Source organism: Micromonospora sp. LOL_013 (assembly GCF_048060315.1).
Taxonomy (GTDB): domain Bacteria; phylum Actinomycetota; class Actinomycetes; order Mycobacteriales; family Micromonosporaceae; genus Micromonospora_E.
Genome location: NZ_JBHMIQ010000022.1, coordinates 88,944 through 112,777, shown reverse-complemented (window position 1 = coordinate 112,777; position 23,834 = coordinate 88,944). Strand labels below are relative to the sequence as shown.

22 protein-coding genes and 1 pseudogene are annotated in these 23,834 nt (G+C 71.4%); 17 read left to right on the top strand and 6 right to left on the bottom strand.

Going from position 1 to position 23,834, the window contains the following annotated elements:
* Window positions 1-52 precede the first annotated feature (52 nt).
* Entirely contained in the window at window positions 53-268 is a 216-nt protein-coding gene (locus ACFHWS_RS16605; RefSeq protein ID WP_416568501.1) for a polymorphic toxin type 17 domain-containing protein, read from the top strand.
* 55 nt (window positions 269-323) lie between these two features.
* Here the strand turns inward: ACFHWS_RS16605 and ACFHWS_RS16600 are convergent, their stop codons facing one another.
* Window positions 324-1,373 (bottom strand): helix-turn-helix domain-containing protein, encoded by a 1,050-nt coding sequence (locus tag ACFHWS_RS16600; protein ID WP_416568495.1) that lies wholly within the window; start codon window positions 1,371-1,373, stop codon window positions 324-326.
* 1,038 nt (window positions 1,374-2,411) lie between these two features.
* On the opposite strand from ACFHWS_RS16600, the gene ACFHWS_RS16595 reads away from it, so the two are divergent.
* Both ACFHWS_RS16595 and ACFHWS_RS16590 read left to right on the top strand, forming a co-directional pair.
* Window positions 2,412-2,525 (top strand): DUF397 domain-containing protein, encoded by a 114-nt coding sequence (locus tag ACFHWS_RS16595; protein WP_416568494.1) that lies wholly within the window; start codon window positions 2,412-2,414, stop codon window positions 2,523-2,525.
* Window positions 2,526-2,746: 221 nt separating this feature from the next.
* Window positions 2,747-3,850 carry a D-alanine--D-alanine ligase family protein gene (locus tag ACFHWS_RS16590; RefSeq protein WP_416568493.1) on the top strand — a complete coding sequence of 368 codons (1,104 nt, stop codon included), beginning with the start codon at window positions 2,747-2,749 and terminating at the stop codon, window positions 3,848-3,850.
* A gap of 65 nt (window positions 3,851-3,915) precedes the next feature.
* Here ACFHWS_RS16590 and ACFHWS_RS16585 read toward each other — a convergent pair whose 3' ends face one another.
* Both ACFHWS_RS16585 and ACFHWS_RS16580 read right to left on the bottom strand, forming a co-directional pair.
* Window positions 3,916-4,515 carry a DUF3515 family protein gene (locus ACFHWS_RS16585; RefSeq protein ID WP_416568492.1) on the bottom strand — a complete coding sequence of 200 codons (600 nt, stop codon included), beginning with the start codon at window positions 4,513-4,515 and terminating at the stop codon, window positions 3,916-3,918.
* On the bottom strand, window positions 4,512-4,745 hold the full coding sequence (locus ACFHWS_RS16580) for an Lrp/AsnC ligand binding domain-containing protein (RefSeq protein WP_123600471.1): 234 nt from the start codon (window positions 4,743-4,745) through the stop codon (window positions 4,512-4,514). Before ACFHWS_RS16580 ends, ACFHWS_RS16585 begins: the two co-directional genes overlap by 4 nt.
* Before the next feature lie 112 nt (window positions 4,746-4,857).
* Between ACFHWS_RS16580 and ACFHWS_RS16575 the strand changes: the two genes are divergently transcribed.
* Both ACFHWS_RS16575 and ACFHWS_RS16570 read left to right on the top strand, forming a co-directional pair.
* Entirely contained in the window at window positions 4,858-5,796 is a 939-nt protein-coding gene (locus ACFHWS_RS16575) for a thiamine-phosphate kinase (RefSeq protein WP_123600472.1), read from the top strand.
* A gap of 63 nt (window positions 5,797-5,859) precedes the next feature.
* Window positions 5,860-6,345, top strand: coding sequence for a GNAT family N-acetyltransferase (locus tag ACFHWS_RS16570; protein WP_416568500.1), 486 nt, complete (start codon window positions 5,860-5,862; stop codon window positions 6,343-6,345).
* 96 nt (window positions 6,346-6,441) lie between these two features.
* Here the strand turns inward: ACFHWS_RS16570 and rpmB are convergent, their stop codons facing one another.
* On the bottom strand, window positions 6,442-6,636 hold the full coding sequence (gene rpmB / locus ACFHWS_RS16565; RefSeq protein ID WP_123600473.1) for a 50S ribosomal protein L28: 195 nt from the start codon (window positions 6,634-6,636) through the stop codon (window positions 6,442-6,444).
* A gap of 230 nt (window positions 6,637-6,866) precedes the next feature.
* Between rpmB and ACFHWS_RS16560 the strand changes: the two genes are divergently transcribed.
* Window positions 6,867-8,555: a DAK2 domain-containing protein gene (locus tag ACFHWS_RS16560; protein ID WP_416568491.1), complete on the top strand. Its 1,689-nt coding sequence runs from the start codon at window positions 6,867-6,869 to the stop codon at window positions 8,553-8,555.
* A 22-nt stretch (window positions 8,556-8,577) separates the two neighbouring features.
* Window positions 8,578-10,791: an ATP-dependent DNA helicase RecG gene (gene recG / locus ACFHWS_RS16555; protein WP_416568490.1), complete on the top strand. Its 2,214-nt coding sequence runs from the start codon at window positions 8,578-8,580 to the stop codon at window positions 10,789-10,791.
* Between the two features lie 147 nt (window positions 10,792-10,938).
* Here the strand turns inward: recG and ACFHWS_RS16550 are convergent, their stop codons facing one another.
* Window positions 10,939-11,955, bottom strand: coding sequence for an LPXTG cell wall anchor domain-containing protein (locus ACFHWS_RS16550; RefSeq protein ID WP_416553118.1), 1,017 nt, complete (start codon window positions 11,953-11,955; stop codon window positions 10,939-10,941).
* Between the two features lie 400 nt (window positions 11,956-12,355).
* Here ACFHWS_RS16550 and rsmD point away from each other — a divergent pair, with 400 nt between their 5' ends.
* From rsmD to mutM, 8 genes are all read left to right on the top strand, one after another.
* Window positions 12,356-12,919, top strand: coding sequence for a 16S rRNA (guanine(966)-N(2))-methyltransferase RsmD (gene rsmD, locus ACFHWS_RS16545; RefSeq protein ID WP_416568489.1), 564 nt, complete (start codon window positions 12,356-12,358; stop codon window positions 12,917-12,919).
* Window positions 12,916-13,410: a pantetheine-phosphate adenylyltransferase gene (gene coaD, locus ACFHWS_RS16540; RefSeq protein ID WP_278167761.1), complete on the top strand. Its 495-nt coding sequence runs from the start codon at window positions 12,916-12,918 to the stop codon at window positions 13,408-13,410. The genes rsmD and coaD overlap by 4 nt, the downstream gene beginning before the upstream one ends.
* Window positions 13,411-13,628: 218 nt before the next feature.
* Window positions 13,629-14,126, top strand: a complete 498-nt coding sequence (locus ACFHWS_RS16535) for a hypothetical protein (protein WP_123604406.1) — start codon at window positions 13,629-13,631, stop codon at window positions 14,124-14,126.
* A gap of 81 nt (window positions 14,127-14,207) precedes the next feature.
* The gene (locus tag ACFHWS_RS16530) at window positions 14,208-14,771 is read left to right on the top strand and encodes a YceD family protein (RefSeq protein WP_416553114.1); all 564 of its coding nucleotides are present in this window, start codon (window positions 14,208-14,210) and stop codon (window positions 14,769-14,771) included.
* Between the two features lie 5 nt (window positions 14,772-14,776).
* Window positions 14,777-14,950 carry a 50S ribosomal protein L32 gene (rpmF, locus tag ACFHWS_RS16525; protein ID WP_123600480.1) on the top strand — a complete coding sequence of 58 codons (174 nt, stop codon included), beginning with the start codon at window positions 14,777-14,779 and terminating at the stop codon, window positions 14,948-14,950.
* 133 nt (window positions 14,951-15,083) lie between these two features.
* Window positions 15,084-16,064 carry a phosphate acyltransferase PlsX gene (locus ACFHWS_RS16520; protein WP_416553164.1) on the top strand — a complete coding sequence of 327 codons (981 nt, stop codon included), beginning with the start codon at window positions 15,084-15,086 and terminating at the stop codon, window positions 16,062-16,064.
* Window positions 16,061-16,921, top strand: coding sequence for a ribonuclease III (gene rnc, locus ACFHWS_RS16515; protein ID WP_416553112.1), 861 nt, complete (start codon window positions 16,061-16,063; stop codon window positions 16,919-16,921). Before ACFHWS_RS16520 ends, rnc begins: the two co-directional genes overlap by 4 nt.
* Before the next feature lie 41 nt (window positions 16,922-16,962).
* A complete protein-coding gene (gene mutM / locus ACFHWS_RS16510) occupies window positions 16,963-17,817 on the top strand; it encodes a bifunctional DNA-formamidopyrimidine glycosylase/DNA-(apurinic or apyrimidinic site) lyase (protein ID WP_416553110.1) in 855 nt (284 codons plus the stop codon).
* An 11-nt stretch (window positions 17,818-17,828) separates the two neighbouring features.
* Here the strand turns inward: mutM and ACFHWS_RS16505 are convergent, their stop codons facing one another.
* Window positions 17,829-19,352 carry a CAP domain-containing protein gene (locus ACFHWS_RS16505; RefSeq protein ID WP_416568488.1) on the bottom strand — a complete coding sequence of 508 codons (1,524 nt, stop codon included), beginning with the start codon at window positions 19,350-19,352 and terminating at the stop codon, window positions 17,829-17,831.
* A 415-nt stretch (window positions 19,353-19,767) separates the two neighbouring features.
* Between ACFHWS_RS16505 and ACFHWS_RS16500 the strand changes: the two genes are divergently transcribed.
* Window positions 19,768-19,962: a hypothetical protein gene (locus tag ACFHWS_RS16500; protein WP_123600485.1), complete on the top strand. Its 195-nt coding sequence runs from the start codon at window positions 19,768-19,770 to the stop codon at window positions 19,960-19,962.
* Between the two features lie 282 nt (window positions 19,963-20,244).
* Window positions 20,245-23,820, top strand: a pseudogene (smc, locus tag ACFHWS_RS16495) (chromosome segregation protein SMC); the annotation flags it as partial.
* Between the last annotated feature and the right edge of the window lie 14 nt (window positions 23,821-23,834).

The following is a 23,834-nucleotide window of genomic DNA, read 5'->3' as shown; positions in this document are numbered from 1 at the left end:
CAGAGGGCACTTTCTACATCCGGGGTCCTGCCGGTCCAACCTTCATCGGTGGATCGAGGCTCAGTCAATTCGGGCTTTAGTAAAGGGCCAAAAGGGTGGATATATTGACAGATTCGGAAATGAGTGGGTGCGCGGCCCTTCGCGAACTCCAGGACAAGAATTCGAGTGGGATGTCCAGCTAAGTAGGACGGGTAAGGCTCAGCTGAGAAGGCTGAGTCCTGACGGGAAGCACTTGAATGTTTCGTTGGATGGAAGGATTACACACTAGCATCCTACTGGCATGCCTAGTGCGTTGGCCGTGAACGTTCACCGGGTCTGATCGGTCAGGCGGCCTTGGCCCGGGGACGGCCCCAGCGGTGCTGGCGTTCGCTGCGGACCCGGGCTCTTTCGCGGCGTTGCGCGGCCAGCACGTCCGGGTGGCGGGCGTTGGCGTTGCGCCAACGCAGGTACTTCTGCATCTCTCGGGCCAGGACGGTGTGGTTGGGGTGGTTCGAGTTCGCCATGGTGAACATCCGCAGCGGCCCGAACTGCGCTTCGATCGGGTTGGCCCAGGACGCGCTGGTCGGCGTGAGGCACAGCTCGACCCCGTTGCGAGCCGCCCAGGCCCGGATGGCCGGGGTCTTGTTCGCCGACAGGTTGTCCAGGACGACGTAGATCGGGGCGCCGTCCGGCCGCGCCCCGCGGATCGACTTCAACGCGGACAGGGTGTGGTCCGCGCCCTTGCGGCGGCGGTTGACACCCCAGAGCTGGTCGTCGCCGAGGCTGTAGCAGCCGTGGAAGTACCGGATGCCGTGCGTGCGACGGTAGGTCGCCGGCAGCCGGTCCGGACGCCACCGGTTGGGGAACGTGCTGGTCACCTCCTCGATCCGGTCGAGTTTGGCGTCGAGGTCCGGGTCCGTCGATTCCTTCCAGGTCCGGGTCCGCTGCCAGCTGACCTCGTTACGTCGCAGGATCTGCCGCAGCCGTTCCCGGCCCACGTCCACCGTCCGGGTGGCGTCGGTGGCCAGGTAGTCGGCGAGTTTACGCAGGCTCCAGCAGGTGAAAGGCCGCCCGAGCGTGCTCGGGCGGGCCTTGGCCGTCGCGACGATGAACGCCTCATCGTCGTCACTGATCCGGCGGGGACGGCCTCCCGCCCACTGAGGGTCCAGCGCGCGGAGACCGATCTCGTTGAACGCGTGGATCACGTCGCGGACGGTGTCCTCGTGACCGGCGATCAGCCGGGCGATCGCCGGGACCGGTGTCCCGGACGCCGACGCCATGATGATCAGCGCCCGCCGCATCCGGACCGAATCGTGCTTGCCCCGGCGGACGAGTTGTTGCAGCTTACGGCCTTCTTCTTGCGTCAACCGCCGTGCCCGTACCGGCTCGGCCACCCCGCCACCTCACTCTCGACAGCCAATATCACCGCCGTCGAGAGTGAGCCGTGACCAGCGACTACCAGCGGACGCCGCCCGGCGTGTCGCCGACCCGGTGAACGTTCATGGACAACGCACTAGGGGGTAGTATTGGGGATTGGGTGTATGGCTGGGGCGAGTGTGGTCTTGGTTGGCATGTTGCTTATTCTGCGAAGGTGGTTGGTGGTGCGATGGAATGTGGTGACCGGTATCGCTTTTCGGTGCGGTTGCTCTGATGGGTAGCCCGAGTTGGCACTTTGTTATCGATGAAATGCGAAATGGGTGAATCGTGATGGGTAATGGTCGAATTCCTTTCTATTCGGAAATTGTTGTCGTCCGGGATCCGCAGCAGACTGGGCAAGATGGTCGACTTGGGGCGGTGGTTGGCGTATCGGAGAATTTCGACGAGGGTGGTAGTTATGCAATAATTCTTGATGGTGAAGACCACGTCGTCGTTTATGATTCAAGGGATATTCGACCTACGGGAAAAATGCGCACTCGTGACTTGTACTATCCCGATGAAACCTTAGAGTGAAAGTCGTACAGGGTTTGGGATCGACCTGCGGACTGGTCAAGTTTCTCGACCTATTTTACATCCGGTAGTGACGGGGGTTGTTTGGCATGTTGACGCCGACGTGATGGTCGTTCACAGGCTTGTGCAGATAGGTGTTCCGAATCTGCGGGTGTAGGTACCAGTAGCGCGGGTCGGCCCAGATCTCGGCCAGCTTTCCCTCTGGTTATCTAGGAAGTGCAGTAGTCCATAATGGTGGGTAGATCGTGATGAGGGGCACACGCGTCTGGCCGGCGCGACCGATACCGTCAACTGCGTGTTTGGGGCGAAGAACCGGGCCCTTGCAGGGACGTCGGGTTTCCCCTGTTTGTTGCTGGGGCGAGGCCCCTCAGAACCGGGCGGGCCCTAATCGGTCGTCGTAACCGTGATGGAATCGTCCCCAGTAGCGAGCCTGGACCCATCATTTCCCTTGTTCGGATGTCCAGTCGCGTCGCTGCTCAAAGGCAATGCCGGTGCTATGGGACAGCAAGGACGCGTCCGGCCCGGTGCTGCGGTTCGAGCCGGGCACGTGGTCGACCTTCGTCGACGGGGCGAAGGCGGGCGGGCTCGCCCACGCGTGACCACCGGTAGGCCGCCGCCCAACGAACGCGGGTCCCGGGTCCTCAGCTACCCGGCGGTTACTCCTTGCAGCATCAGGAGGATCCCGGGCCGGTCAGGGCCCGGCGGGCGGGTACGCAGAGTAGGGTCAGCCGCGTGAGCGCGAAGACGTGAACCGCGTACCGCCGGGCTCCCCCGACCTCGCCCGGCGGGCGCGTGCAGGCCGCGAACGAAAGGCACCCCTGTGACCAGCCCAGCCAAGACCCGCGTCGCCATCGTCTTCGGCGGCCGCAGCACCGAGCACGCGATCTCCTGCGTCAGCGCCGGCAGCATCCTGGCCGCCCTGGACACCGACGAGTACGAGATCGTCCCGGTCGGCATCACCCGCGCCGGGCGGTGGGTGCTCACCACCGGCGACGGCAGCCAGCTGGCCATCACCGACCGGCAACTGCCGGAGATCACCGACCGGTCCGGCTCGGCCGTGGTGCTGCCCGCCGACCCGACCGGCAACGGGATCATGGTGCTCGACCCGGCCGACGGCCCGGCCGCCGCCCTGGCCGGCGTCGACGTCGTCTTCCCGGCGCTGCACGGCGCGTACGGCGAGGACGGCACCATCCAAGGGCTGCTGGAGATGGCCGGCATCCCGTACGTCGGGGCCGGGGTGTTCGCCTCGGCCGCCGCGATGGACAAGGAGTTCACCAAGAAGCTGGCCACCGTCGAGGGCATCCCGACCGGCCCGTACGCGGTGCTGCGCCCCGGGGTGAGCCTCAGCGACGCCGACAAGGAGCGCCTCGGCCTGCCGGTGTTCGTCAAGCCGTCGCGCGCCGGTTCGTCGTACGGCATCACCAAGGTCTCCGACTGGGCCGACCTGGACGCCGCCGTCGCCACCGCCCGGGAGATCGACCCGAAGGTGCTGATCGAGGCGGCGATCGTCGGCCGTGAGGTCGAGTGCGGGGTGATCGAGGGCGAGGCCGGCGGCGGCCCCGAGGCGTCCCTGCTGGCCGAGGTACGGGTGGTCACCGACCACGAGTTCTACGACTTCGAGGCCAAGTATCTCGACAACTCCTGCGAGTACGACATCCCGGCCGGGTTGTCGGAGCAGGTGACCCGGCAGGTGCAGGACTACGCCTGCCGCACCTTCACCGCGCTGGACTGCGCCGGTCTGGCCCGGGTCGACTTCTTCGTCACCGACGACAACCAGATCTACCTGAACGAGATCAACACCATGCCGGGGTTCACCCCGACGTCGATGTTCCCGCGGATGTGGGCGGCCGCCGGCCTGGAGTACCCGAAGCTGGTGGACCGGCTGATCCGTACCGCGCTCAGCCGGGGCACCGGGCTGCGCTGACCGACCGCCGGGACCGAGACCGGACCAGAGGAGCGGACCGGACCGGATTCGGACCGGACCCAGAGTCAGGCGCGGCAGCCGCGCGGGGCGGCGTCCGCGTCGCTGGGCACCGTCTCGATCAGCGGGTCGGCGAACGCGGTCACCCACTGGCCCGGTTCGTCGTAGGAGCCGGGCACACTCACCCGCACCGGGATCTCCCGGTCGACGGTGGTCCAGACGGTGGCGTCGGCCTGCTCGGCGGCGTGCCAGCAGACCCCGTCAAGCGCGTAGACCAGGTCGGTCGGTGGGAACTGCGCCGCCGGCACCCCGCAGGCGACGGTGATCGGCGGTTCGCCGTACGCCGCGTTCTGCTCGGCGCCGTCGGTGACCCGCCGCTGCGGCAGGTCGCGCAGCGTACCCGGCAGTTGGGAGACCAGCGCCCGGCAGACGATCTCGGCGCGTTCGTCCAGCGTCGGGGCGGCGATCTGCACCGGCGTGGTCGGCACCGGCGCGACACCGGCGGACGCCGACGCCGACGGGTCCGCGGCGGCCCCGGGGTCGTCGTCGGACCCGGCCGGGGCGAGCCGGCTGAACGCGGCGAGCGCCACGATCACGGTCAACGGCAACGCCACCACGGTCGCCCAGATGGCCGCCTGCCTGGTCGTCCGGTCCGGCCCACCTGTCACAGTCGTACCACCGAACACGTCAGGGTCCGGGTGATGCCCGGCACCATCTGGACCCGGCTGACTATCATCGTCCCGAGTTCGTCCACGGTGTGCGCCTCGGTGAGCACGACCACGTCGTACGGCCCGGTCACCGCGTCCACCCGGACCACGCCGGAGATGTCCGCGATCGCGTCGGCGACGTCGCGTGCCTTTCCGACTTCGGTCTGGATGAGGATGTATGCCTGGACCACGACCCGACTCCTATCCGCCGCCCGGGAGCGGCTCGAACGTGAAACTACCGTACGGAGCAGGCCGGATTCATGACGGTGCCCGAGTGGAGACGACAATGATCGAGGTGGACCGGTGAATGTGGCACAGGCCGGTGAATTCGGGCTCATCTCCCGGGTCACCGCGCGGCTGCACCCGGGGGCCGCCACCCTGCTCGGCCCCGGCGACGACGCGGCCGTGGTGGCCGCCTCGGACGGCCGGGTGGTCGCCTCCACCGACGTGCTCGTCGAGGGCCGGCACTTCCGGCGGGACTGGTCCAGCGCCGTCGACGTCGGCCACCGCGCGGCCGCCGCGAACCTCGCCGACATCGTGGCGATGGGGGCGGTGCCGACCGCATTGCTGGTGGCGCTCTGCGCCCCGCCGGAGACCGACGCCGGCTGGGCCGAGGACCTGGCGGTCGGCCTGTCCGACGAGGCGGCCAAGGTCGGCGCGAGCGTGGTCGGCGGCGACATGTCGGCCAGCCCGACCCTGACCATCGCGGTGACCGCCCTCGGCGACCTGCACGGCGCGGCCCCGGTGCTGCGCAGCGGCGCGCACGCCGGTGACGTGCTGGCCATCGCGGGCCGGCTCGGCTACGCCGCCGCCGGCTACACGGTGCTGTCCCGCGGCTTCCGGTCACCGAAGCTGCTCGTGGAGGCGTACCGACGCCCCGAGGTGCCGTACGCCGCCGGCCCGGCCGCGGCGAACGTCGGCGCCAGCGCCATGATCGACATCTCGGACGGGTTGATCGCCGACCTGGGTCACGTCGCCACCGCCAGCCGGGTCGGTATCGACCTGCGCCGGGCCGCGTTCGAGGTGCCGCCGCAGATGCGCGACACTGCCAACGCGCTCGGCGTCGACCCGTACCAGTGGATCTTCGGCGGTGGTGACGACCACGCCCTGGCCGCGACGTTCCCCGAGGATCTGCCGCTGCCGAAGGGCTGGCGGCGGGTCGGCCACGTGGTCAAAGGCGCCGGGGTCACCGTCGACGGCCAGCCGTACCAGGGCGTCGCCGGCTGGGAACACTTCCAGTGAGCCCGCGCCGGTCACCGCTGAGCCACCGCCGGTGACCGCACTACGCTTTACCGCGTGACTGATCTGCTTCAGGCCGGCGTCGAGATCCGCCGGGTCCGCTACACCGACGCGGTGGCGCAACGTCTGGTGGCCGCCGCCATGGCCGATCTGGGTGCCCGCTACGGCGGCACCGGCGACGACACCCCGGTCGACCCGGCCCACTTCGACCCGCCCGGCGGTGCCTTCCTGATCGCCCATCTGGACGGGGCACCGGCCGGCTGCGCCGGCTGGCGCAGCCACGGCAGCTCCGGCGAGGACGCCGAGCTGAAGCGGATGTACGTCGCCGACGCCGCCCGCGGGCGCGGGGTGGCCCGCGCGCTGCTGGCCGCCGTCGAACGCTCCGCCGCCGGCCAGGGCCGCCGCCGGGTCATCTTGGAGTGCGGCGACAAGCAGCCCGAGGCGATCGCGCTCTACAGCAGCAGCGGGTACGCCCGGATCCCGAACTTCGGCTACTACCGGGACTCGCCGGGCTGCCTGTCCTTCGGCCGGGTGCTCAGCGCCGACTGGTGACGGATGCTCACCGCCGGCTGGTGACCGTACACAGTCAGCCGCCGGACCCGATCGGGTCCGGCGGCTGCTGAAACGTCGAGGTCGTGGGCGGCGCGGTCAGGCGCCCCGGACCACCTTGCCGGCCTTGAGGCAGGAGGTGCAGGCGTTCACCTTGCGGGTGTTGCCGCCACCGGCCGGGGTGCGAACGGTCTGGATGTTCGGGTTCCAACGGCGGTTGGTCTTCTTCTTCGACCACGGCACGTTGTGACCGAAGCCCGGCCCTTTGCCACAGACGTCGCACACGCTAGCCACGGGATACTCCTGGGGATTTGTCGTTCATCAGGTCGCCGGTCGCCGGGACACACCACGCCCAGACAACCTGGCCAGGCTACCCGATCGACCACCCGGGCGGCCAATCGCCCTGCCCCGACCGTCAAGCTGCCGCCGCCCGGCCGCCTGCGTCGTCTCCGCGCGCCGGCCGCCTGGCCGCACCCGGGTCGTCTTCACGGCGGCTGTCGGCGTGCGCCAGTAGGCTCATCGCCGTGCTGGACACCCTTGACGCCGCCGCTGTGCGCCGGTGGTGTTCGGGTTCGCTGGCCGCGCTGCGCCGCCACCAGGGCGAGATCGACGCGCTCAACGTCTACCCGGTGCCGGACGGCGACACCGGCACCAACCTGGTCCTCACCCTCACCTCGGCCCAGCACGCCCTGGCCCTCGACCTGGACAACTCCTCGGAGGGGGAGCAGACCTCGCACGGGCGGGTGCTGCGGCTGATGGCCCGGGGCGCGCTGCTCGGTGCCCGGGGCAACTCCGGGGTGATCGTCTCGCAGATCCTGCGAGCGCTGGCCGACGCGCTCACCGACACCGCCGTGGTGCGCGGCCGGGCCCTCGCGTCGGCGTTGACCGCCGCCACCGACGCGGCGTACGCGGCGGTCGCCCGCCCGGTCGAGGGGACCGTGCTGACCGTGGTCGCCGCCGCCGCGCGGGCCGCCGACCGGACCGGCTCCGACGACCTCGCCACCGTGGTACGGGCCGCCGCCTCGGCCGCCCGCGACGCCCTCGCCGCGACCCCCGGCCAACTGCCGGTGCTGGCCCGCGCCGGAGTGGTCGACGCCGGCGGTCGCGGCCTGTGCCTGCTGCTCGACGCGCTGGCCGCCGTGGTCGGCACCCCGCTCACCGACAGCACCGACAACCCTGACAACGCCGACAGCCCTGACAGCACTGACAACCCCGTCGGCCGCGCCACCGACCCCGGCGGCGCCGGCCGCGCCGTCGACCCCCACAGCGGGGCCGGCTCCGAGGAGTACGCCTACGAGGTGCAGTTCCTGCTCGAAGCGCCGGCCGGGGCGGTCGACCGGATGCGGGCCGCACTCGCCGAGATCGGCGACTCGCTGGTCGTCGTCGGCTCCGACGCAGGGGATGGCGACGGGGACGATGACGACAGGGACGATCCGGTGTGGAACGTGCACGTGCACGTGCACGTCGACGACATCGGCGCCGCCATCGAGGCCGGCATCGCCGCCGGCCGCCCGTACCAGATCTCGGTCACCCGGTTCGCCGACCAGCCGGCACCGCCGCTCGCCGGCCGGGCCGCGGTGGTGGTCGCCGCCGGCACCGGCCTCGCCGCCCTGTTCACCGGTGAGGGTGCCGGCGTGGTCGGCGGCTCCCCGTCCACCGCCGAGCTGCTCGACGCCATCCGCCGCACCGGCGCCGCCGAAGTGGTGGTGCTGCCCAACGACCCGGACACCCAGGCCGTCGCCGGCCTCGCCGCCCGGGAGGCCGAGGCCGGCGGCGTCACCGTCGCCGTCGTGCCGACCCGGTCACCGGTGCAGGCCCTCGCCGCGCTCGCCGTCCGCGACCCGCGACGCCGCTTCGACGACGACGTGATCGCGATGGCCGAGGCGGCCGGGGCCTGCCGGTACGCCGAGGTCTGCCACGCCGCCCGGGAAGCGCTCACCGTCGCCGGCCGCTGCCGCCCCGGCGACGTGCTCGCCCTGGTCGAGGGGGAGGTACTGCTGATCGGCACCGACCTGGCCGGCACCTGCCACAACCTGCTGGACCAGCTGCTCGGCGGCGGCGGTGAACTTGTCACTTTGATCGTCGGCGAGCAGGCACCGGACGGCCTGGGCGAGGCGGTGGCGGCGCACGTCGCCCGCTGCTGGCCGTTCGTCGAGGTGCACACCTTCGTCGGCGGGCAGCCGCACTACCCGCTGCTGGTAGGGATCGAATGACGCAGCCGTTGTTGGAGGCCGGATGACGCAGCCGTGCACGATGGACACTCCGCTGAAGGTCAACCTGGGCGCGAAGACCGCCAAGGCGATGGCCGACCACCTCGACCTGCACACCGTCGGGGACCTGCTCTACCACTTCCCGCGCCGCTACGACCAGCGCGGCGAACACACCGACATCCGCTCGCTGGAGGTGGGGGAGCAGGTCACCGTCCTGGGCCAGGTGCGGCGGACCACCGTACGGCCGATGCGCCAACGGCGCGGCAAGCTGCTCGAAGTGGTCGTCGAGGACGGCACCGGCGGCACCCTGACGTTGACCTTCTTCGGCAACCAGGCGTGGCGGGAACGGGACCTGAAACCGGGCCGCTGGGGGCTGTTCGCCGGCAAGGTGACCGAGTTCCGGGGCGTACGCCAGCTCAACGGCCCCGAGTACGTGCTGCTCGGGGACGGCGCCGCCGACGGCGAGGTGGCCGCCGAGGACCCGGTGGAGGAGTTCGCCGGTGCGCTGATCCCGGTCTACCCGGCCGCCGCCGCCGTACCGACCTGGGTGATCGCCCGCTGCGTCCGGACCGTGCTGGACGTGCTCACCCCACCCGAGGATCCGATGCCGGCGGCGGTACGGGCCAGCCGCAACCTGCTCGGCCTGCACCCGGCGCTGCGACAGATCCACCGCCCGGCCGACGAACCCGAGCTGTTCCAGGCCCGGCGGCGGCTCAAGTGGGACGAGGCGTTCGCCGTACAGCTGACGTTGGTGCAGCGCAAGCTGCGCGCCGCCGACTGGCCGGCGCGGCCCCGGCCCCGCGCGGACGCCGGCCTGCTGGCCGCGTTCGACGCCCGCCTGCCGTACGAGCTGACCGACGGTCAGCGGCGCATCGGCGAGGAGATCGCCGCCGACCTGGCCACCGCGCATCCGATGCACCGGCTGCTGCAGGGCGAGGTCGGCTCCGGCAAGACGGTGTGCGCGCTGCGGGCGATGCTGCAGGTCGTCGACGCCGGCGGGCAGGCGGCGCTGCTCGCCCCGACCGAGGTGCTCGCCGCCCAGCACCACCGGGGCATCCAGGAGCTGCTCGGCCCGCTGGGGCGGGCCGGTGAGCTGGACGGCGACCCGGCCGGCACCCGGTTGACGCTGGTCACCGGGTCGCTGGGCGCGGCGGCCCGCCGGGCCGCCCTCGACGAGGTCCGCGACGGCCGGGCCGGCATCGTGATCGGCACCCACGCCCTGCTGTACGAGGGCGTCGACTTCGCCGACCTAGGCCTGGTCGTCGTCGACGAGCAGCACCGGTTCGGGGTGGAGCAGCGCGACTCGTTGCGGGCCAAGGCCGAGCAGCCGCCGCACGTGCTGGTGATGACCGCCACCCCGATCCCGCGGACGGTCGCCATGACCGTGTACGGCGACCTGGAGGTGTCCGCGCTCACCCAGCTGCCCGGCGGCCGGTCGCCGATCGTCTCGCACGTGGTGCCGGCGGCGGAGAAGCCGGCCTTCCTGGAGCGGGCCTGGCGGCGGGTACGCGAGGAGGTGGCCGCCGGCCATCAGGCGTACGTGGTCTGCCCGCGCATCGGTGACGCGACCGGAACCGGCGCCGACGAGGAGCCCTCCGGCGACGGCGACGATCCCGGGGCGCGGCGGCCGCCGCTGGCGGTGACCGAGGTGGCGCCGCTGCTCGCCGACGGGCCGCTGCACGGGCTGCGGATCGAGGTGCTGCACGGTCGGCTGCCGGCCGACGCCAAGGACGCGGTGATGCGCTCCTTCGCCGCCGGTGACGTCGACGTGCTGGTCGCCACGACGGTGGTCGAGGTGGGGGTGAACGTGCCGAACGCCACCGTGATGATCGTGCTGGACGCCGACCGGTTCGGGGTGTCGCAGCTGCATCAGCTGCGCGGCCGGGTTGGTCGGGGCTCGGCGGCCGGGCTGTGCCTGCTGGTCACCGACGCCGCCGAGGGCACGCCGGCCCGCGAGCGGCTGGACGCGGTCGCGTCGACCACCGACGGGTTCCGCCTGGCCGAGCTGGATCTGGAGCAGCGCCGCGAAGGTGACGTGCTGGGCGCGACCCAGTCGGGTCGCCGGTCCCATCTGCGGCTGTTGTCGCTGCTGCGCGACGCCGACCTGATCGGGCAGGCCCGGGCCGAGGCGATCGACCTGCTCGACGACGATCCGGAGCTGACCCGGCATCCGGCGCTGGCGGCATCCGTCGGCACCCTGGTCGACGCCGAACGCGCCGAGTACCTGGAGAAGGGCTGAAATCACGGCCGGGAGCGGCTGCGGCGGACCGGGGTACGGCTGCGGCCGGACAGGCGGAAGGGCGCCGACCGGGGGGATCGTCGACGCCCTTCCAGGGGTGGTGCGGGGGGATGACTTGTCAGTCAGTCACGACCCAGGGTGGCTGACTCAGGCGGTGAAGGTGACCCGCCGACGACGCGCCAGGTAGAACAGCACGCCACCGATGGCCAGCAGCGCGATGGCGCCAGCGGCGAGACCGCCAGCGGCGGCACCGGTGACCGGCAGGGAACCGCCGCCCTCGCCACCGGTGTCACAGTCCTCCGGCAGCTCCCAGGCGAAGGCCTCGGACTCGTCCTCGAAGCCCTCGACGACCAAGGTGACCGCAAGGCCCTCGAACGCGTCGAACTCGGCCACGCCCGACTCACCGGGGCCGACGGTGACGGTGCGGGTGTCGCCCTCGTTCGGTACGAAGTCGACGGTGATGGTCTCGCCGTCCTCCGGATTGTTGATCGTGAAGATCAGCTGGTCGCAGGTGGACTCGATGATGCGCTCGGGCTCGCTGGGCTCCACCGCCGGCGGCTCGGTTGGCTCCGGCGTGACCGGCGCGGTCGGGCTCGGTTCGACGCTCGGCTGCACGGTCGGTTCGACGCTCGGCTGCACGGTCGGCTCGGTCGTCGGCTCGGTGGTCGGCTCGGTCGTCGGGTCGACGGTCGGGCTCGGAGTCGGCTCGGCACACATCGGCAGCAGCCTCAGCCGCTTCGGCTTCTTCACCGGAATGCTGGTGACGGTCTGCGTGACGACCTCGGTCTTCCGGGGGCGGACGCGGAGCCACTCGGCGGTCACCGTCAGGGACACCTTGGTGATCTCGGACGGGATCATCTGCTCACCGCGAATGCCGTCGCGGCCGGTGGGCAGTTCCGCGCCGACGAAGATTCCACCGGTGATCTCGGTCTCCGCCGGGTCGGTCGAGACCTCGGTCAGCGTCGCGGCGAGGTCCCGCTCGCTGTTCCAGACCTTCCAGACGATCTTCCAGTCGCCGTCTGCCGTCTTGCAGACCGGCAGGCCGACCGGGATGGGGTGGTGCGCGCTGGCAGGGGTGGCGAGGGCCACCGCGCCGACCACGCCGATCGTCGCGCCGGCCGCGATGGCCAAGGCGCGCCGAAGCGGAGACTTCAGACGGTTCACAGGTACTCCCGAGTGAGGGGTTCAGGGGCCCGGCGCGGCCGTGCGCAACCTGACTGGTGAGGTGCAGTCGATGATTGGTGCGACAACGACCCGCGTCGTGCGTCGTGTCCGGCGTTGTCCCACCGGCACAGCGCCTGACCTTAGCTGTTCCTGAACTGACAGGGTGCCCCACAGGTCCGGCTAAGGATGATGTTGTCGTTCCGAGATATTTCATAGACGCAACGTGTTTGCCGTCCGCTTTCCGAGTGGTTGTTGCCCACTCGGGTGTCTCTTTGCAACAACAGACGCACCTGGTCACACGAGGGCGGATTAAGCCGTCCGGGTCGGCATTCGACCGGTTCGGCTGATCGCGTAGCGTGCCGGGGATGAGTGCACCGGCCGCCGTGGGGGTCCGCCGCCGATGACCCGGATCATCTCCGGCCGGCTCGGCGGCCGGCGGATCGCCACACCGCCTGGCGCGAACACCCGGCCCACCTCCGACCGGGTCCGTGAGGCACTGTTCAGCACCCTCGGCACGATGACCGACCTGGTCGGGGCGCGGTTCGCCGATCTCTACGCGGGCAGCGGCGCGGTGGGTCTGGAGGCGCTGTCCCGGGGCGCCGAACACGTCCTGCTGGTCGAGTCCGACACGCGGGCCGCCCGTACCGTGCGGGCGAACATCGCCGCGCTGGGAGCTGGCACCGGTGCGCGGCTGATCACTGCCAAGGTCGCGACCGCGCTGGCCACGCCGCCGGACGGCGGCGGCTACGACGTGGTCTTCGCCGACCCGCCGTACGCGGTGACCGACACCGAACTCCGGACCGCCCTGGACAGTCTCGTCGGCGGCGGCTGGCTCGCCCCGTACGCCGTCGTGGTGATCGAGCGGTCCGCCCGGGGACCGGCGTTGACCTGGGTGGAAGGCGTCACTGCCGAGCGCGGGCGGCGTTACGGCGAGACCATGCTTTGGTACGGTCGGCGATCATGAGACGAGCGGTGTGCCCCGGCTCTTTCGATCCGGTCACCAACGGACATCTCGACATCATCGGCCGGGCCAGCCGGCTGTTCGACGAGGTCATCGTGGGTGTCCTGATCAACCAGTCCAAGGCTGGCCTGTTCACCATCGACGAGCGAATATCGATGCTCCGCGAAGTAACCGGGTCGTACCGCAACGTTCGGGTCGCTTCGTTCCGTGGCCTACTGGTGGATTTCTGCCGTGCTCAGGAGGCGGCCGTCGTGGTCAAAGGCCTGCGGGCGGTCAGCGACTTCGACTACGAACTGCAGATGGCACAGATGAACATTGGCCTGGCCGGGGTGGAGACGCTGTTCATGCCGACCAACCCGCTCTACTCGTTCCTCTCTTCCAGCCTGGTCAAGGAGGTCGCCAAGTGGGGCGGTGACGTCTCGGCCCACCTGCCCGAGGCGGTCCACGACCGGCTGCTCGCCCGGGTCACCGCGCCGCCGACCCAGCAGGTGTGAACCGGGCTGGCCCGGCAGCTCCGGGCGGGCCGACCGAGCCGCGATGAACCGCCCGGCGCGTCGCGACGCGCCCGAACTCGGGGTGGGATGGACCACATGTCGTCCTGGGTCGCATCATGATGGAGCGCCGACCGGTCCGGCAGTTGGGATGATGACGTTCTGGCCCGGCCTTGCCATCATGGTGGGTCGACCCTCCGACAACAGGGAGTGAGATGCCGGTGGATCCATTCGACCGCATCGACGAGATCATCGCGATGGTGGAGACCGCGCGGGCCGTGCCGATGTCCCGGAACAACTGCATGATCGACCGGGCCGAGATGATCGGTGTCCTGGACCAGTTCCGGGCCGAGCTCCCCGCCGACCTGCGCCGGGCGGCGGCGCTGCTGGAGGAACGCGACAAGATCATGGACGCCGGCAAGCGCGAGGCGGACCGCATCATCAGTGAGGGCGAGGCCGAGCATGCCCGGCTGGTGTCGGTGAACGAGATCACCGTCTCCGCCGAGCACGAGGGTGCGCGGATCGTCGCCGAGGCCCGCGCCGAGGCGCAGCGGCTGCGCGCCGAGGTCGACGACTACGTCGACACCGCGTTGGCCAACTTCGAACAGTTCCTTACCCGGGCGCTGGCTTCGATAGAGCGTGGCCGGGACAAGATGCACGCGTTGCGGGAGATCGGTACCTTCTCCGGTGAGGAGAACGAACGCCCGCTGCCCTTCTGACTGACCGGTGCCCCGGTTCGACGCCGTCGCCGCTGCTCGGGTAACCTGTTTTGTCGGCCTCTACCAGGCCGGAGTCCAACTATGCGCAATCACTCGTCGAAGACACTCAACCCCAGGTCGCCGCTGGTTCTCGACACCCGGGAACTGCCGCGTCGCCCTGGCGCGTTGCGTACGGTGAGCCGGGTGGTGCCCGCGCCGGCGGACCTCGGGCTGGAGCTGAACGGCGTACCGGAAGGTGCCGACCTGAGCCTCGATCTACGGCTCGAGTCGGTCTCCGAAGGGGTGCTCGTTTCCGGGACGGTCTCCGGACCGGTCTCCGGCGAGTGCGGGCGGTGCCTGCGCTCGATCAGCGAGTCGCTGACCGTCCCGATCCAGGAGCTGTACGCATACGAGAACAGCACCACGGACGAGACGGCCGACATCGACGAGGTGGGCCGGTTGCAGGGCGATCTGATCGACCTGGAGCCGGCACTGCGGGACGCGGTGGTGCTTGCACTGCCGACCACCCCGCTGTGCCGCAGCGACTGCCCTGGGCTGTGCCCCGACTGCGGGGTGCACTGGGACGAGCTGCCGGACGACCACAACCACCAACAGGTCGACCCGAGGTGGGCCGGCCTGTCGCAACTGACCCGCCAAGAGGAGTAAGAACCGTGGCCGTTCCCAAGCGCCGGATGTCCCGCAGCAACACCCGTTCCCGCCGGTCCCAGTGGAAGACCACGCCGGTGGTGACCGTCGAGTGCCCGCAGTGCAAGTCCGCGAAGCTGCCGCACACCGCGTGCACCGTCTGCGGCACCTACAACGGCCGCCAGGTCATCGAGGTCTGATCCGGTCGTCGTGACGCCGCCGGTCTTCGACCGGGCGGCGCGGATCTCCCGGCGAACGCCGGGTGCCTCGTCCCAGGAGCCGGCCGGTCGGTCGGCACCGGCCGGCGCTGACTCCGGGACCGGCACCTCGCGGATCGCCGTCGACCTCCTCGGCGGGGATGGGGCACCCGCCGTCGTGGTTGACGGCGCTCTGCGCGCCTGCCGCGCCGATCCCGATCTCCAGCTCCTGCTCGTCGGCCCGCCGGATGCGGCGGACGACGTTCGCGCCGCGCTGCCCGACGAGCAGCGGAGCCGGATCACCGTACGGCCGACGGGTGACACCGTCCGCGCGGCGGCCGACACCGGCGAGCTTTCCGTCACCGCCGCGGGTTCTGTCACCGGCCGGGCCGACGAATCGATCCGGGCCGGCATGGCCGCCGTCGCCGACGGCGCGGCCGACGCGTTCATCTCCGCTGGGTCCAGCGGCGCGATCGTCACCGCCGCCGCGCTCGGTCTCGGCCGGTGGCCGACCGTACGCCGGCCCGCCCTGGTCGTCACCCTCCCGGCGGTCGCCGGCCCGGTGGTGCTGCTCGACGTCGGCGCCACAGTAGAGGCGCGCCCGGCCACCCTGACCCAGCACGCCCTGTTCGGGGCCGCATACGGTGCCGTGCGGCTCGGCCTGGACCGGCCCCGGGTCGGACTGCTCTCGATCGGCGCCGAGCCAGGCAAGGGCGACCGGGTCCGGCGTACCGCCGACACTCTGCTGCGGAGCCTCACCCTGCCCGCCGACGGCCGGTATGTCGGCTTGGTCGAAGGACACGACGTCATGCTCGGCGACGGCATCGACGTGGTAATCACCGACGGCTTCACCGGGAACGTGCTGCTCAAGGGCATCGAAGGTGCGTACGCGATGGCCGGCGGCCCGGAACCGGGCCGGGTCGCGCCCCGGGCGGCGGCCCTGCTCGGCGTCGCCGGGACGGTGGTCGTCTGCCACGGTGCCGCCACCGGTGCCGACATCGCCACCGGTATCACCCTCGCCGCCGGACTGCACCGTGGCCGGGTGACCTCGACTCTCGCCCGGATGCTCGATGACATCACCCGGCTGATCGCAGAACAGGACGAGGTATCGCCATGAGTAACAACCAGTCCCGTCGTCCGCCGGTTGCGCACCTGGAGGCCGCGTTCGGTGTGGCGTTCGAACCGGATCTGCTGGAACGGGCGTTGACCCACCGGTCGTACGCGTACGAGAACGGCGGTCTGCCCACCAACGAGCGGTTGGAGTTCCTCGGCGACTCGGTGCTCGGCGTGGTGATCACCTCGGCGCTGTTTCACAGCCACCCCGACCTGCCGGAAGGGCAACTGGCCAAGCTTCGGGCCAGCGTGGTCAACATGCGGGCGCTCGCCGAGGTGGCCCGGTCTCTCGGCCCGCAGGGGCTTGGCCCGTACCTGCTGCTCGGCAAGGGGGAGGAGAGCACCGGCGGGCGGGACAAGGCGAGCATCCTGGCCGACACCCTGGAGGCGCTACTCGGTGCGATCTACCTGCAGTACGGGCTGGACACCGCGTCAATCGTGATCCGCCGGCTGTTCGACCCGTTGATGGCGGACTCCGCGAGCCGGGGCGCCGGGCTGGACTGGAAGACCAGCCTGCAGGAGCTGACCGCGACCCTCGGGCTGGGCGTACCCGAGTACCGCATCGACGACGCCGGTCCGGACCACGCAAAGACCTTCACCGCCTGGGTGGTGGTCGCCGGACAGCGCTACGGCGGGGCCGAAGGCCGCAGCAAGAAGGAGGCTGAGCAGCGGGCCGCCGAAGCCGCGTGGCGTACCCTTTCCGCGCAGATGGTGGACTCCACCGCGGTCGCCGGCACCGCAGCGGCCGTTGACCAGCCGGGTCCGGCTTCCGACGCCGACGCCGGTCCGCCGGGCGAGGTCGCTGCCGGTCCGCCGGAGCCCGAGGACGGGCCGCCGGCCAGCCCGTCCGCCCAGGTCTGAGCACGAGAACACCACCGGCACCGGTCGGAGAAAGGCATGTCATGCCAGAGCTGCCCGAGGTCGAGACGGTCCGGCAAGGGCTGGCTGGCTGGGTGATCGGCCGGCGGCTGGACACCGTGGAGGTGCGCCATCCCCGGGCGATTCGCCGGCACCTGCCCGGCCCGGTGCACTTCGCCGCCGTACTCGCCGGCCGGCAGATCATCGACGTACGCCGCCGTGGCAAGTACCTGTGGCTGCCGCTGGACAGCGGCGACGCGGTGGTCGGCCATCTCGGCATGTCCGGACAGCTGCTGCTGCAGCCGGCCCACGCCCCGGACGAGACGCACCTGCGGGTCCGTTTCCGGTTCGTCGACGGCGACCCGCAGCTGCGCTTCGTCGACCAGCGGACGTTCGGCGGGCTCGCTGTGTCGGCCGGTGGCGCCGAGTTACCGGCCGAGATCGCGCACATCGCCAGGGATCCGCTCGACCCGGACTTCTCCGACACTGCGTTCGTCGCAGCGGTACGCCGACGTCGCACCGAGATCAAGCGGGCACTGCTTGACCAGTCGCTGATCTCCGGGATCGGCAACATCTATGCCGACGAGGCGCTGTGGCGGGCCGGCCTGCACGGCACCCGACCGACCGACCGGCTGCCGGCCGCGACGGTCACCAGGCTGCTGGCACACGTACGGGACGTGCTGCGGGCGGCAGTTACCGAGGGCGGCACCAGTTTCGACGCGCTCTACGTCAACGTCAACGGCGAGAGCGGCTACTTCGACCGGTCACTCAATGTGTACGGGCGGGAGGATCAGCCCTGCGCCCGGTGCGGGGCGCTGATCCGCCGGGAGTCGTTCATGAACCGGTCGTCGTTCAGCTGCCCGCGCTGCCAACCTAGGCCGCGGGCCGTTCGCCGCTGACCGACGTCAGCTCAGCGCGCCGACCCGAACATCTGCGTCCAGTAGAGGGTCCCGTTCGACGAGGTGGCCGTGCCGACCCCCATGGCGACCGCGTCGCAGTTGAGGATGTTGGCCCGGTGGCCCGGGCTGTTCAACCAGCCCTCCATGACCGCCTCGGCGGTGGGGTAGCCGGCCGCCACGTTCTCGCCGATCGCCTGCTCGTAGCCGGCCCGCTTGGCGCGTTCCCACGGGTCGCTGCCGTCGCTGCCTTCGTGCGACATGTCGTTGTTGGTTGCCTGGTCCTCGCTGTGCAACCGGGCCGCCTCGGTCAACTGGTCGTTGATTGTCACCGCGCCGCACCCGTTGTCGTCGCGCGCCGCGTTGACCAGCGCCAGGACCTGCTGCTGCCGGCTGGTGTCCCCGGTGGCGGTCTGCTGCGGCGCGGCGCTGGTCTTCGCCGGCGCGGCGGTCGTGCGCTCCGGACGGGAGCTTTCCGGGGCGGCGGCGCTACGGCGTGGGCTCGGGGCAGCCGAGGTCGGCGGTGGCGGTGCGGGGCTCACAGCCGGGGTCGGGGCGGCACCGAGTTCGGCGTCGAGCACCTCCGGCTCGCCGATCTGCGGGTCCTCCGTACCAGCGGACTGTTCGGTGAGTGGGTCGGTGACCGGATCGACATCCGTTGCCACGACGGTGTCGTCGGTGCCATCGGTTGAGTCGTCGCCGAACCCGGCGCGTAGCATCGCGCCGCCGCCACCGATCGCCACCAGCAGCACGACGACCAGCGTGGCCAGGGTGACCGGCCCGACGGCGAGCCGGCGCCGTCGGCCGTCGGCAACCTCCGGGTCGGAGTCGTCGCGCGCGTCGGACCGCCGCCGACGGGCGACGCGGGTCAGCGACCCGGTGTCGGTCGGGACCTCACGCGGACCCCGGTCGTCGTCGGTCCAGCGATCGTCGCCGCTGGCCCAGCCGTCGTCACCACCGGGCCAGCCGTTGGCCTCGCCGGGTCCGTCGGCCAGGTCTCGCAGCACGCTGTACCGGTGCGTCTCGGTCTCGTCGTGCCGGGTGTCGCGGCCGGCCCCGTCGTGTCCGTGCGGAGCCCCGGCGTACCCCGGTCCGTCGGCGTACCCCGGTCCGTCGACGTACCCCGGCCCGTCCGGGCGGGCGGTCAGGTGGGTGTCGTACCCGTCGTCGGTGGGGAGGCCGTACGGCTGCGGGTGGTGTTCCGCCCCGCCGGGGAGCTGTCCGGTCGGGTCGGCGGGGTAGCCGCCGTGGTCCACGCCGTCGTACGCCGGGTGACCGCCGCCGCCGTAACTGCCGAGGTCGTAACCGCCGTCGCCGGGGAACCGGCCGGCGGTCGGGTAATCGTCGGCCGTCGCCAGGCCGGAGTACTCGTCGGCCGACGAAGGGCCGGGTCGCCAGCCGGCGTCGAGGTGGCCACGCCAGGAACTCTGTCCGAACCGGTCGGTGTCCCAGCCGGCATCACCGAATGCGGTGTGGCCAGCGGGCGGCGTCGGATCGCCGGGGATGGATCCATCGACCCGGTCGTTGCGCCGGTACAAGGTCGTTGCCTCCGCAGGTGGGTGGTCGGCCCAACGGGCCGCGTCCGGTGGGACCGGGGCGCTGTGCCGGGTGCGACGCTAAGGCGTCCGGTCGCGCCCGGCAACGCTGCTAAGACAAACCGGCGATGCCGCTAAGGAAGAGATAAGGCGGACAGCTGTCCGGCTGAGGTTCTGCCGTTGACACTGTGATCTGTGCCGCTAAACCACCGCTCTTCGTACCTTTTGGGCGATAGATTCGTGAAGGAGGTGGGGATCCACGTCTGGTGGAACTTGACGAAGCGGCGACTTCGGCGGACCATGGGGGTGTCGCCAGTCGCGCCCAGTCGCGCCCCCGCATGCCCGGGGGTTGACCGACGTGAGGGTTCACGGGCGCGCGTTGGCCGGCCTTTCCGGCAGCGCATTACAAGGAGACGAAATGGCGAAGGCCCTCTACGGCCACGTTGGTGCAGCACCCGACCGGCGCCTGCTCGACGAGGTCACCCGATTGCGTGCCACTGTACAGGCACTGGAGTTCGAGATCACCCGACTGCGGGCGGAGAACGACCGGCTCGCCGCAGCGGTCGCCGAAAGCGACGACCTGCTGCGGATCCCCGAGCCTGCGCTCACCTGATCTCCACGGGCGCCGGTGCAGGCCGGCGCCCGCCGCCAGTGACCGTACGTACCGCTGATCGCACGCACCCCGCGCGCCGACACTCAAGTGCCGGCGCGCAGCTTTTTGTCCGGCCCCGTCCGTTGCCCCGTTCACGTCCGTCCGTCTGCGGCCCGGTCCGGGCCCCGGCCACGGTGTCCCAGCCGCGTCGGATCCGGTGCCCGTCCGACCGACGGGTTAGCCTGTGCCGTACTGACCAGCACTGACGGCCGCACGGCGACCCGTCGGACGAGGAATCGGACCGTGCATCTCAAGAGTCTGACGGTGAAGGGCTTCAAGTCCTTCGCCTCCGCCACCACCCTGAAGCTGGAGCCCGGGATCACCTGCGTGGTCGGCCCGAACGGCTCCGGCAAGTCCAACGTCGTCGACGCCATCGCCTGGGTCCTCGGCGAGCAGGGCGCGAAGGCGCTGCGGGGCGGCAAGATGGAGGACGTCATCTTCGCCGGCACCGCCGGTCGGGCCCCGCTGGGCCGGGCCGAGGTCACGTTGACCATCGACAACACCGACGGTGCGTTGCCGATCGAGTACACCGAGGTGTCGATCACGCGCCGGATGTTCCGCTCCGGTGAGAGCGAGTACGAAATCAACGGCAACCACTGCCGGCTGCTCGACATCCAGGAACTGCTCTCCGACTCCGGCATCGGCCGGGAGATGCACGTCATCGTCGGCCAGGGTCAGCTCGACGCCGTACTGCACGCCAAGCCGGAGGACCGGCGGGCCTTCATCGAAGAGGCCGCCGGCGTGCTGAAACACCGCAAGCGCAAGGAAAAGGCGCTGCGCAAGCTGACCGCGATGCAGACCAACCTGGATCGGCTGACCGACCTGACCGGCGAGCTGCGCCGCCAGCTCAAACCGCTGGGCCGGCAGGCCGAGGTGGCCCGCCGGGCCGCCGGGATCCAGGCCGATCTGCGCGACGCCCGGCTGCGGCTGCTCGCCGACGACCTGACCACCCTGCGGACCACCCTCGACAAGGAGATCGCCGACGAGACGGCGCTGCGGCACCGACGCACCGAGGTGGAGTCCGAACACACCGAGGTGCAGTCCCGGCTGGCCGAACTGGAGTCGGCGCTGGCCGAGGACGCGCCGCTGCTCGCCGCCGCCCAGGACACCTGGTACAAGCTCGCCGCCCTGCAGGAACGCTTCCGGTCGACCGAGCAGCTGGCCGGGGAACGGCTGCGGCACCTGTCGGGGATGCCGGACGACGAGCGACCCGGGCGTGACCCGGACCAGCTCACCGACGAGGCGCACCGGGTCCGTGAGCAGGAGGAGGAGCTGCGGGCCGCGCTGACCGAGGACCAGATCCGTCTCGCCGAGGCAGTGGAGGGCCGCCAACAGCTGGAGACGCAGCTGGCCCAGGCCGAGCGGGCGCTGGTCGCCGCTGCCAAGGCGATCGCCGACCGGCGGGAAGGGCTGGCCCGGTTGACCGGACAGGTCAACTCCGCGCGGGCCCGTACCTCCAGCGCCGCTGACGAGATATCCCGGCTCACCGCCGCGCACGCCGATGCGCAGGCCCGCGCTGACCAGGCCCAGCAGGACCTGGACGCGGCCACCGAACTGTCCACCGAGGCGGACCGGGACAACGCCGACCTGGACGCCCGGTACGCCGAGGCGGTCGCCGCACACGACGCGGCCGCCGCGCAGGTACGGCAGCTGTCCGACGCCGAGCGGAGGGCGGAGAAGGAGGCCGCCACCTGGCAGGCGCGGGAGGACGCGCTGGCGATGGGGTTGCGCAGGGGCGACGGTGCCGGCGCGCTGCTAGCCCGGGCCGACCAGGTGCCCGGCCTGCTGGGCAGCCTGGCCGGCCTGCTCACCGTCGCGCCCGGACACGAGGCGGCGCTGGCCGCCGCGCTGGGCGGTCTCGCCGACGCGGTGGCGGTCACCGGCGTCGACGAGGCGGCCGAGGCGATGCGGCTGCTCAAGATCCAGGACTCCGGTCGGGCCAGCCTGCTGGTCGCCGGGCCCGCCGGGCCGGGGATGATCGGCTCGCCGGACACCCTGCGGCCGGCCCTGCCGCCCGGGGCGACCTGGGCACCGGACGTGGTCAGCTGCCCCGACGAGCTCCGGCCGGCACTGCACCGGGCGCTGCGGGACGTGATCCTGGTCGGCGACCTCGCGGCGGCCACTGCGGCCGCCGCCGACCATCCGCAGCTGCGGGCGGTCACCCCGGACGGCGACATCGTCGGCGCTTACGCCGCCGCCGGCGGATCCGCCAAGGCCCCCAGCTTCATCGAGGTACAGGCGGCGGTCGAGGAGGCCCGCAGCAACCGGCTCACCGCCGAAGCCACCGTCGCCGAGCTGCGCGGGCAGCTCGACACCGCGCGGGAGGCGGCGGCCGGCCTCAAGGAGCAGGTCGCGCAGGCCGCCGCCGACCGGCGGCAGGCGGAGGGGCAGCGTAACGCCGCCGCTCGCCGGCTCGCCGAACTCGGCGCTGCGGCCAGGTCGGCACGGGCCGAGGCGGAGCGGCTCGGCGCCTCCCGGGACAAGGCCGCCGAGTCCCGGGACCGAGACTTGGCCACGCTGGAGGAGCTGGAGGAGCGGCTCCGGCTGGCCGAGGCGACCCCGATCGACGAGGAGCCGTCGACCGCCGAACGGGACTCCCTCGCCGCGATGCTGCCCGGTGCCCGGCAGAACGAGATGGAGGTCCGACTCGCCGTCCGCACCGCCGAGGAGCGGGTATCGTCGATCGCCGGCCGGGCGGACTCACTGCTGCGGCAGGCGGCGGCCGAGCGGGCCGCGCGGGAACGCGCCGCCGCCCGCCGGGCCGCCCGGGCCCGGGGCGCGCAGATCGCCCGCGCGGTCACCGCCGGGGCCCGGTTCGCGCTGACCAGGCTGGCCGACTCGATGGTCGACGCGGCCGCCGCCCGTGACGAGATCGCCAGCGCCCGCGCCGCGCGGGAGGCCGAGCTGCAGGAGGTACGCGGCGCGGCCAAGCGTCTCGGGGCTGAGCTGGAGCGGCTGACCAGCGCGGTGCACCGCGACGAGGTGGCCCGCGCCGAGCAGCGGCTGCGCATCGAGCAGCTGGAGGCGAAGGCGGCCGAGGACTTCTCGCTGGACGTGGAGACCCTGCTCGTCGAGTACGGCCCGCACCAGCCGGTGCCGCCCACCCAGGCCCAACTGGCGGCGGCCGCCGCCGAGGGCAAACCGGAACCGCAGCCGGTGCCGTTCGACCGGGCCACCCAGGAGAAGCGGTCGGCGAAGGCGGAACGGGAGCTGGCCCTGCTCGGCAAGGTCAACCCGCTGGCGTTGGAGGAGTTCGCCGCGCTGGAGGAGCGGTACAAGTTCCTCTCCGACCAGTTGGAGGACCTGAAGGCGACCCGCAAGGACCTGCTCACCGTCGTCGCGGACGTGGACGACCGGATCCTCGAGGTTTTCTCCAGCGCGTACGCCGACACGGCCCGCGAGTTCGAGCAGGTGTTCACCGTGCTGTTCCCGGGTGGCGAGGGACGGCTGGTGCTCACCGACCCGGACGACCTGCTGACCACCGGGGTGGAGGTGGAGGCCCGGCCACCGGGCAAGAAGATCAAGCGGCTGTCGCTGCTGTCCGGCGGGGAGCGGTCGCTGACCGCCGTCGCCATGCTGGTAGCCATCTTCCGGGCCCGGCCCAGCCCGTTCTACATCATGGACGAGGTGGAGGCGGCGCTGGACGACGTCAACCTCGGCCGGTTGATCACCCTGATGGCCCAGCTGCGGGACCGCAGCCAGCTGATCATCATCACCCACCAGAAGCGGACCATGGAGGTCGCCGACGCACTGTACGGCGTCACCATGCGCAACGGTGTCACCCAGGTGATCAGCCAGCGGCTCAAGTCGGCCGACGAGTCGGCTGGTCCGAC

What these genes read in the sequence shown, in the direction of transcription:
- rsmD (WP_416568489.1), top strand. Translation starts at nt 12,356, where the DNA reads ATGACCCGGATCATCTCCGGCCGGCTCGGCGGCCGGCGGATCGCCACA.
- coaD (WP_278167761.1), top strand. Translation starts at nt 12,916, where the DNA reads ATGAGACGAGCGGTGTGCCCCGGCTCTTTCGATCCGGTCACCAACGGA.
- mutM (WP_416553110.1), top strand. Translation starts at nt 16,963, where the DNA reads ATGCCAGAGCTGCCCGAGGTCGAGACGGTCCGGCAAGGGCTGGCTGGC.
- ACFHWS_RS16530 (WP_416553114.1), top strand. Translation starts at nt 14,208, where the DNA reads ATGCGCAATCACTCGTCGAAGACACTCAACCCCAGGTCGCCGCTGGTT.
- ACFHWS_RS16500 (WP_123600485.1), top strand. Translation starts at nt 19,768, where the DNA reads ATGGCGAAGGCCCTCTACGGCCACGTTGGTGCAGCACCCGACCGGCGC.
- rnc (WP_416553112.1), top strand. Translation starts at nt 16,061, where the DNA reads ATGAGTAACAACCAGTCCCGTCGTCCGCCGGTTGCGCACCTGGAGGCC.
- recG (WP_416568490.1), top strand. Translation starts at nt 8,578, where the DNA reads ATGACGCAGCCGTGCACGATGGACACTCCGCTGAAGGTCAACCTGGGC.
- ACFHWS_RS16595 (WP_416568494.1), top strand. Translation starts at nt 2,412, where the DNA reads ATGCCGGTGCTATGGGACAGCAAGGACGCGTCCGGCCCGGTGCTGCGG.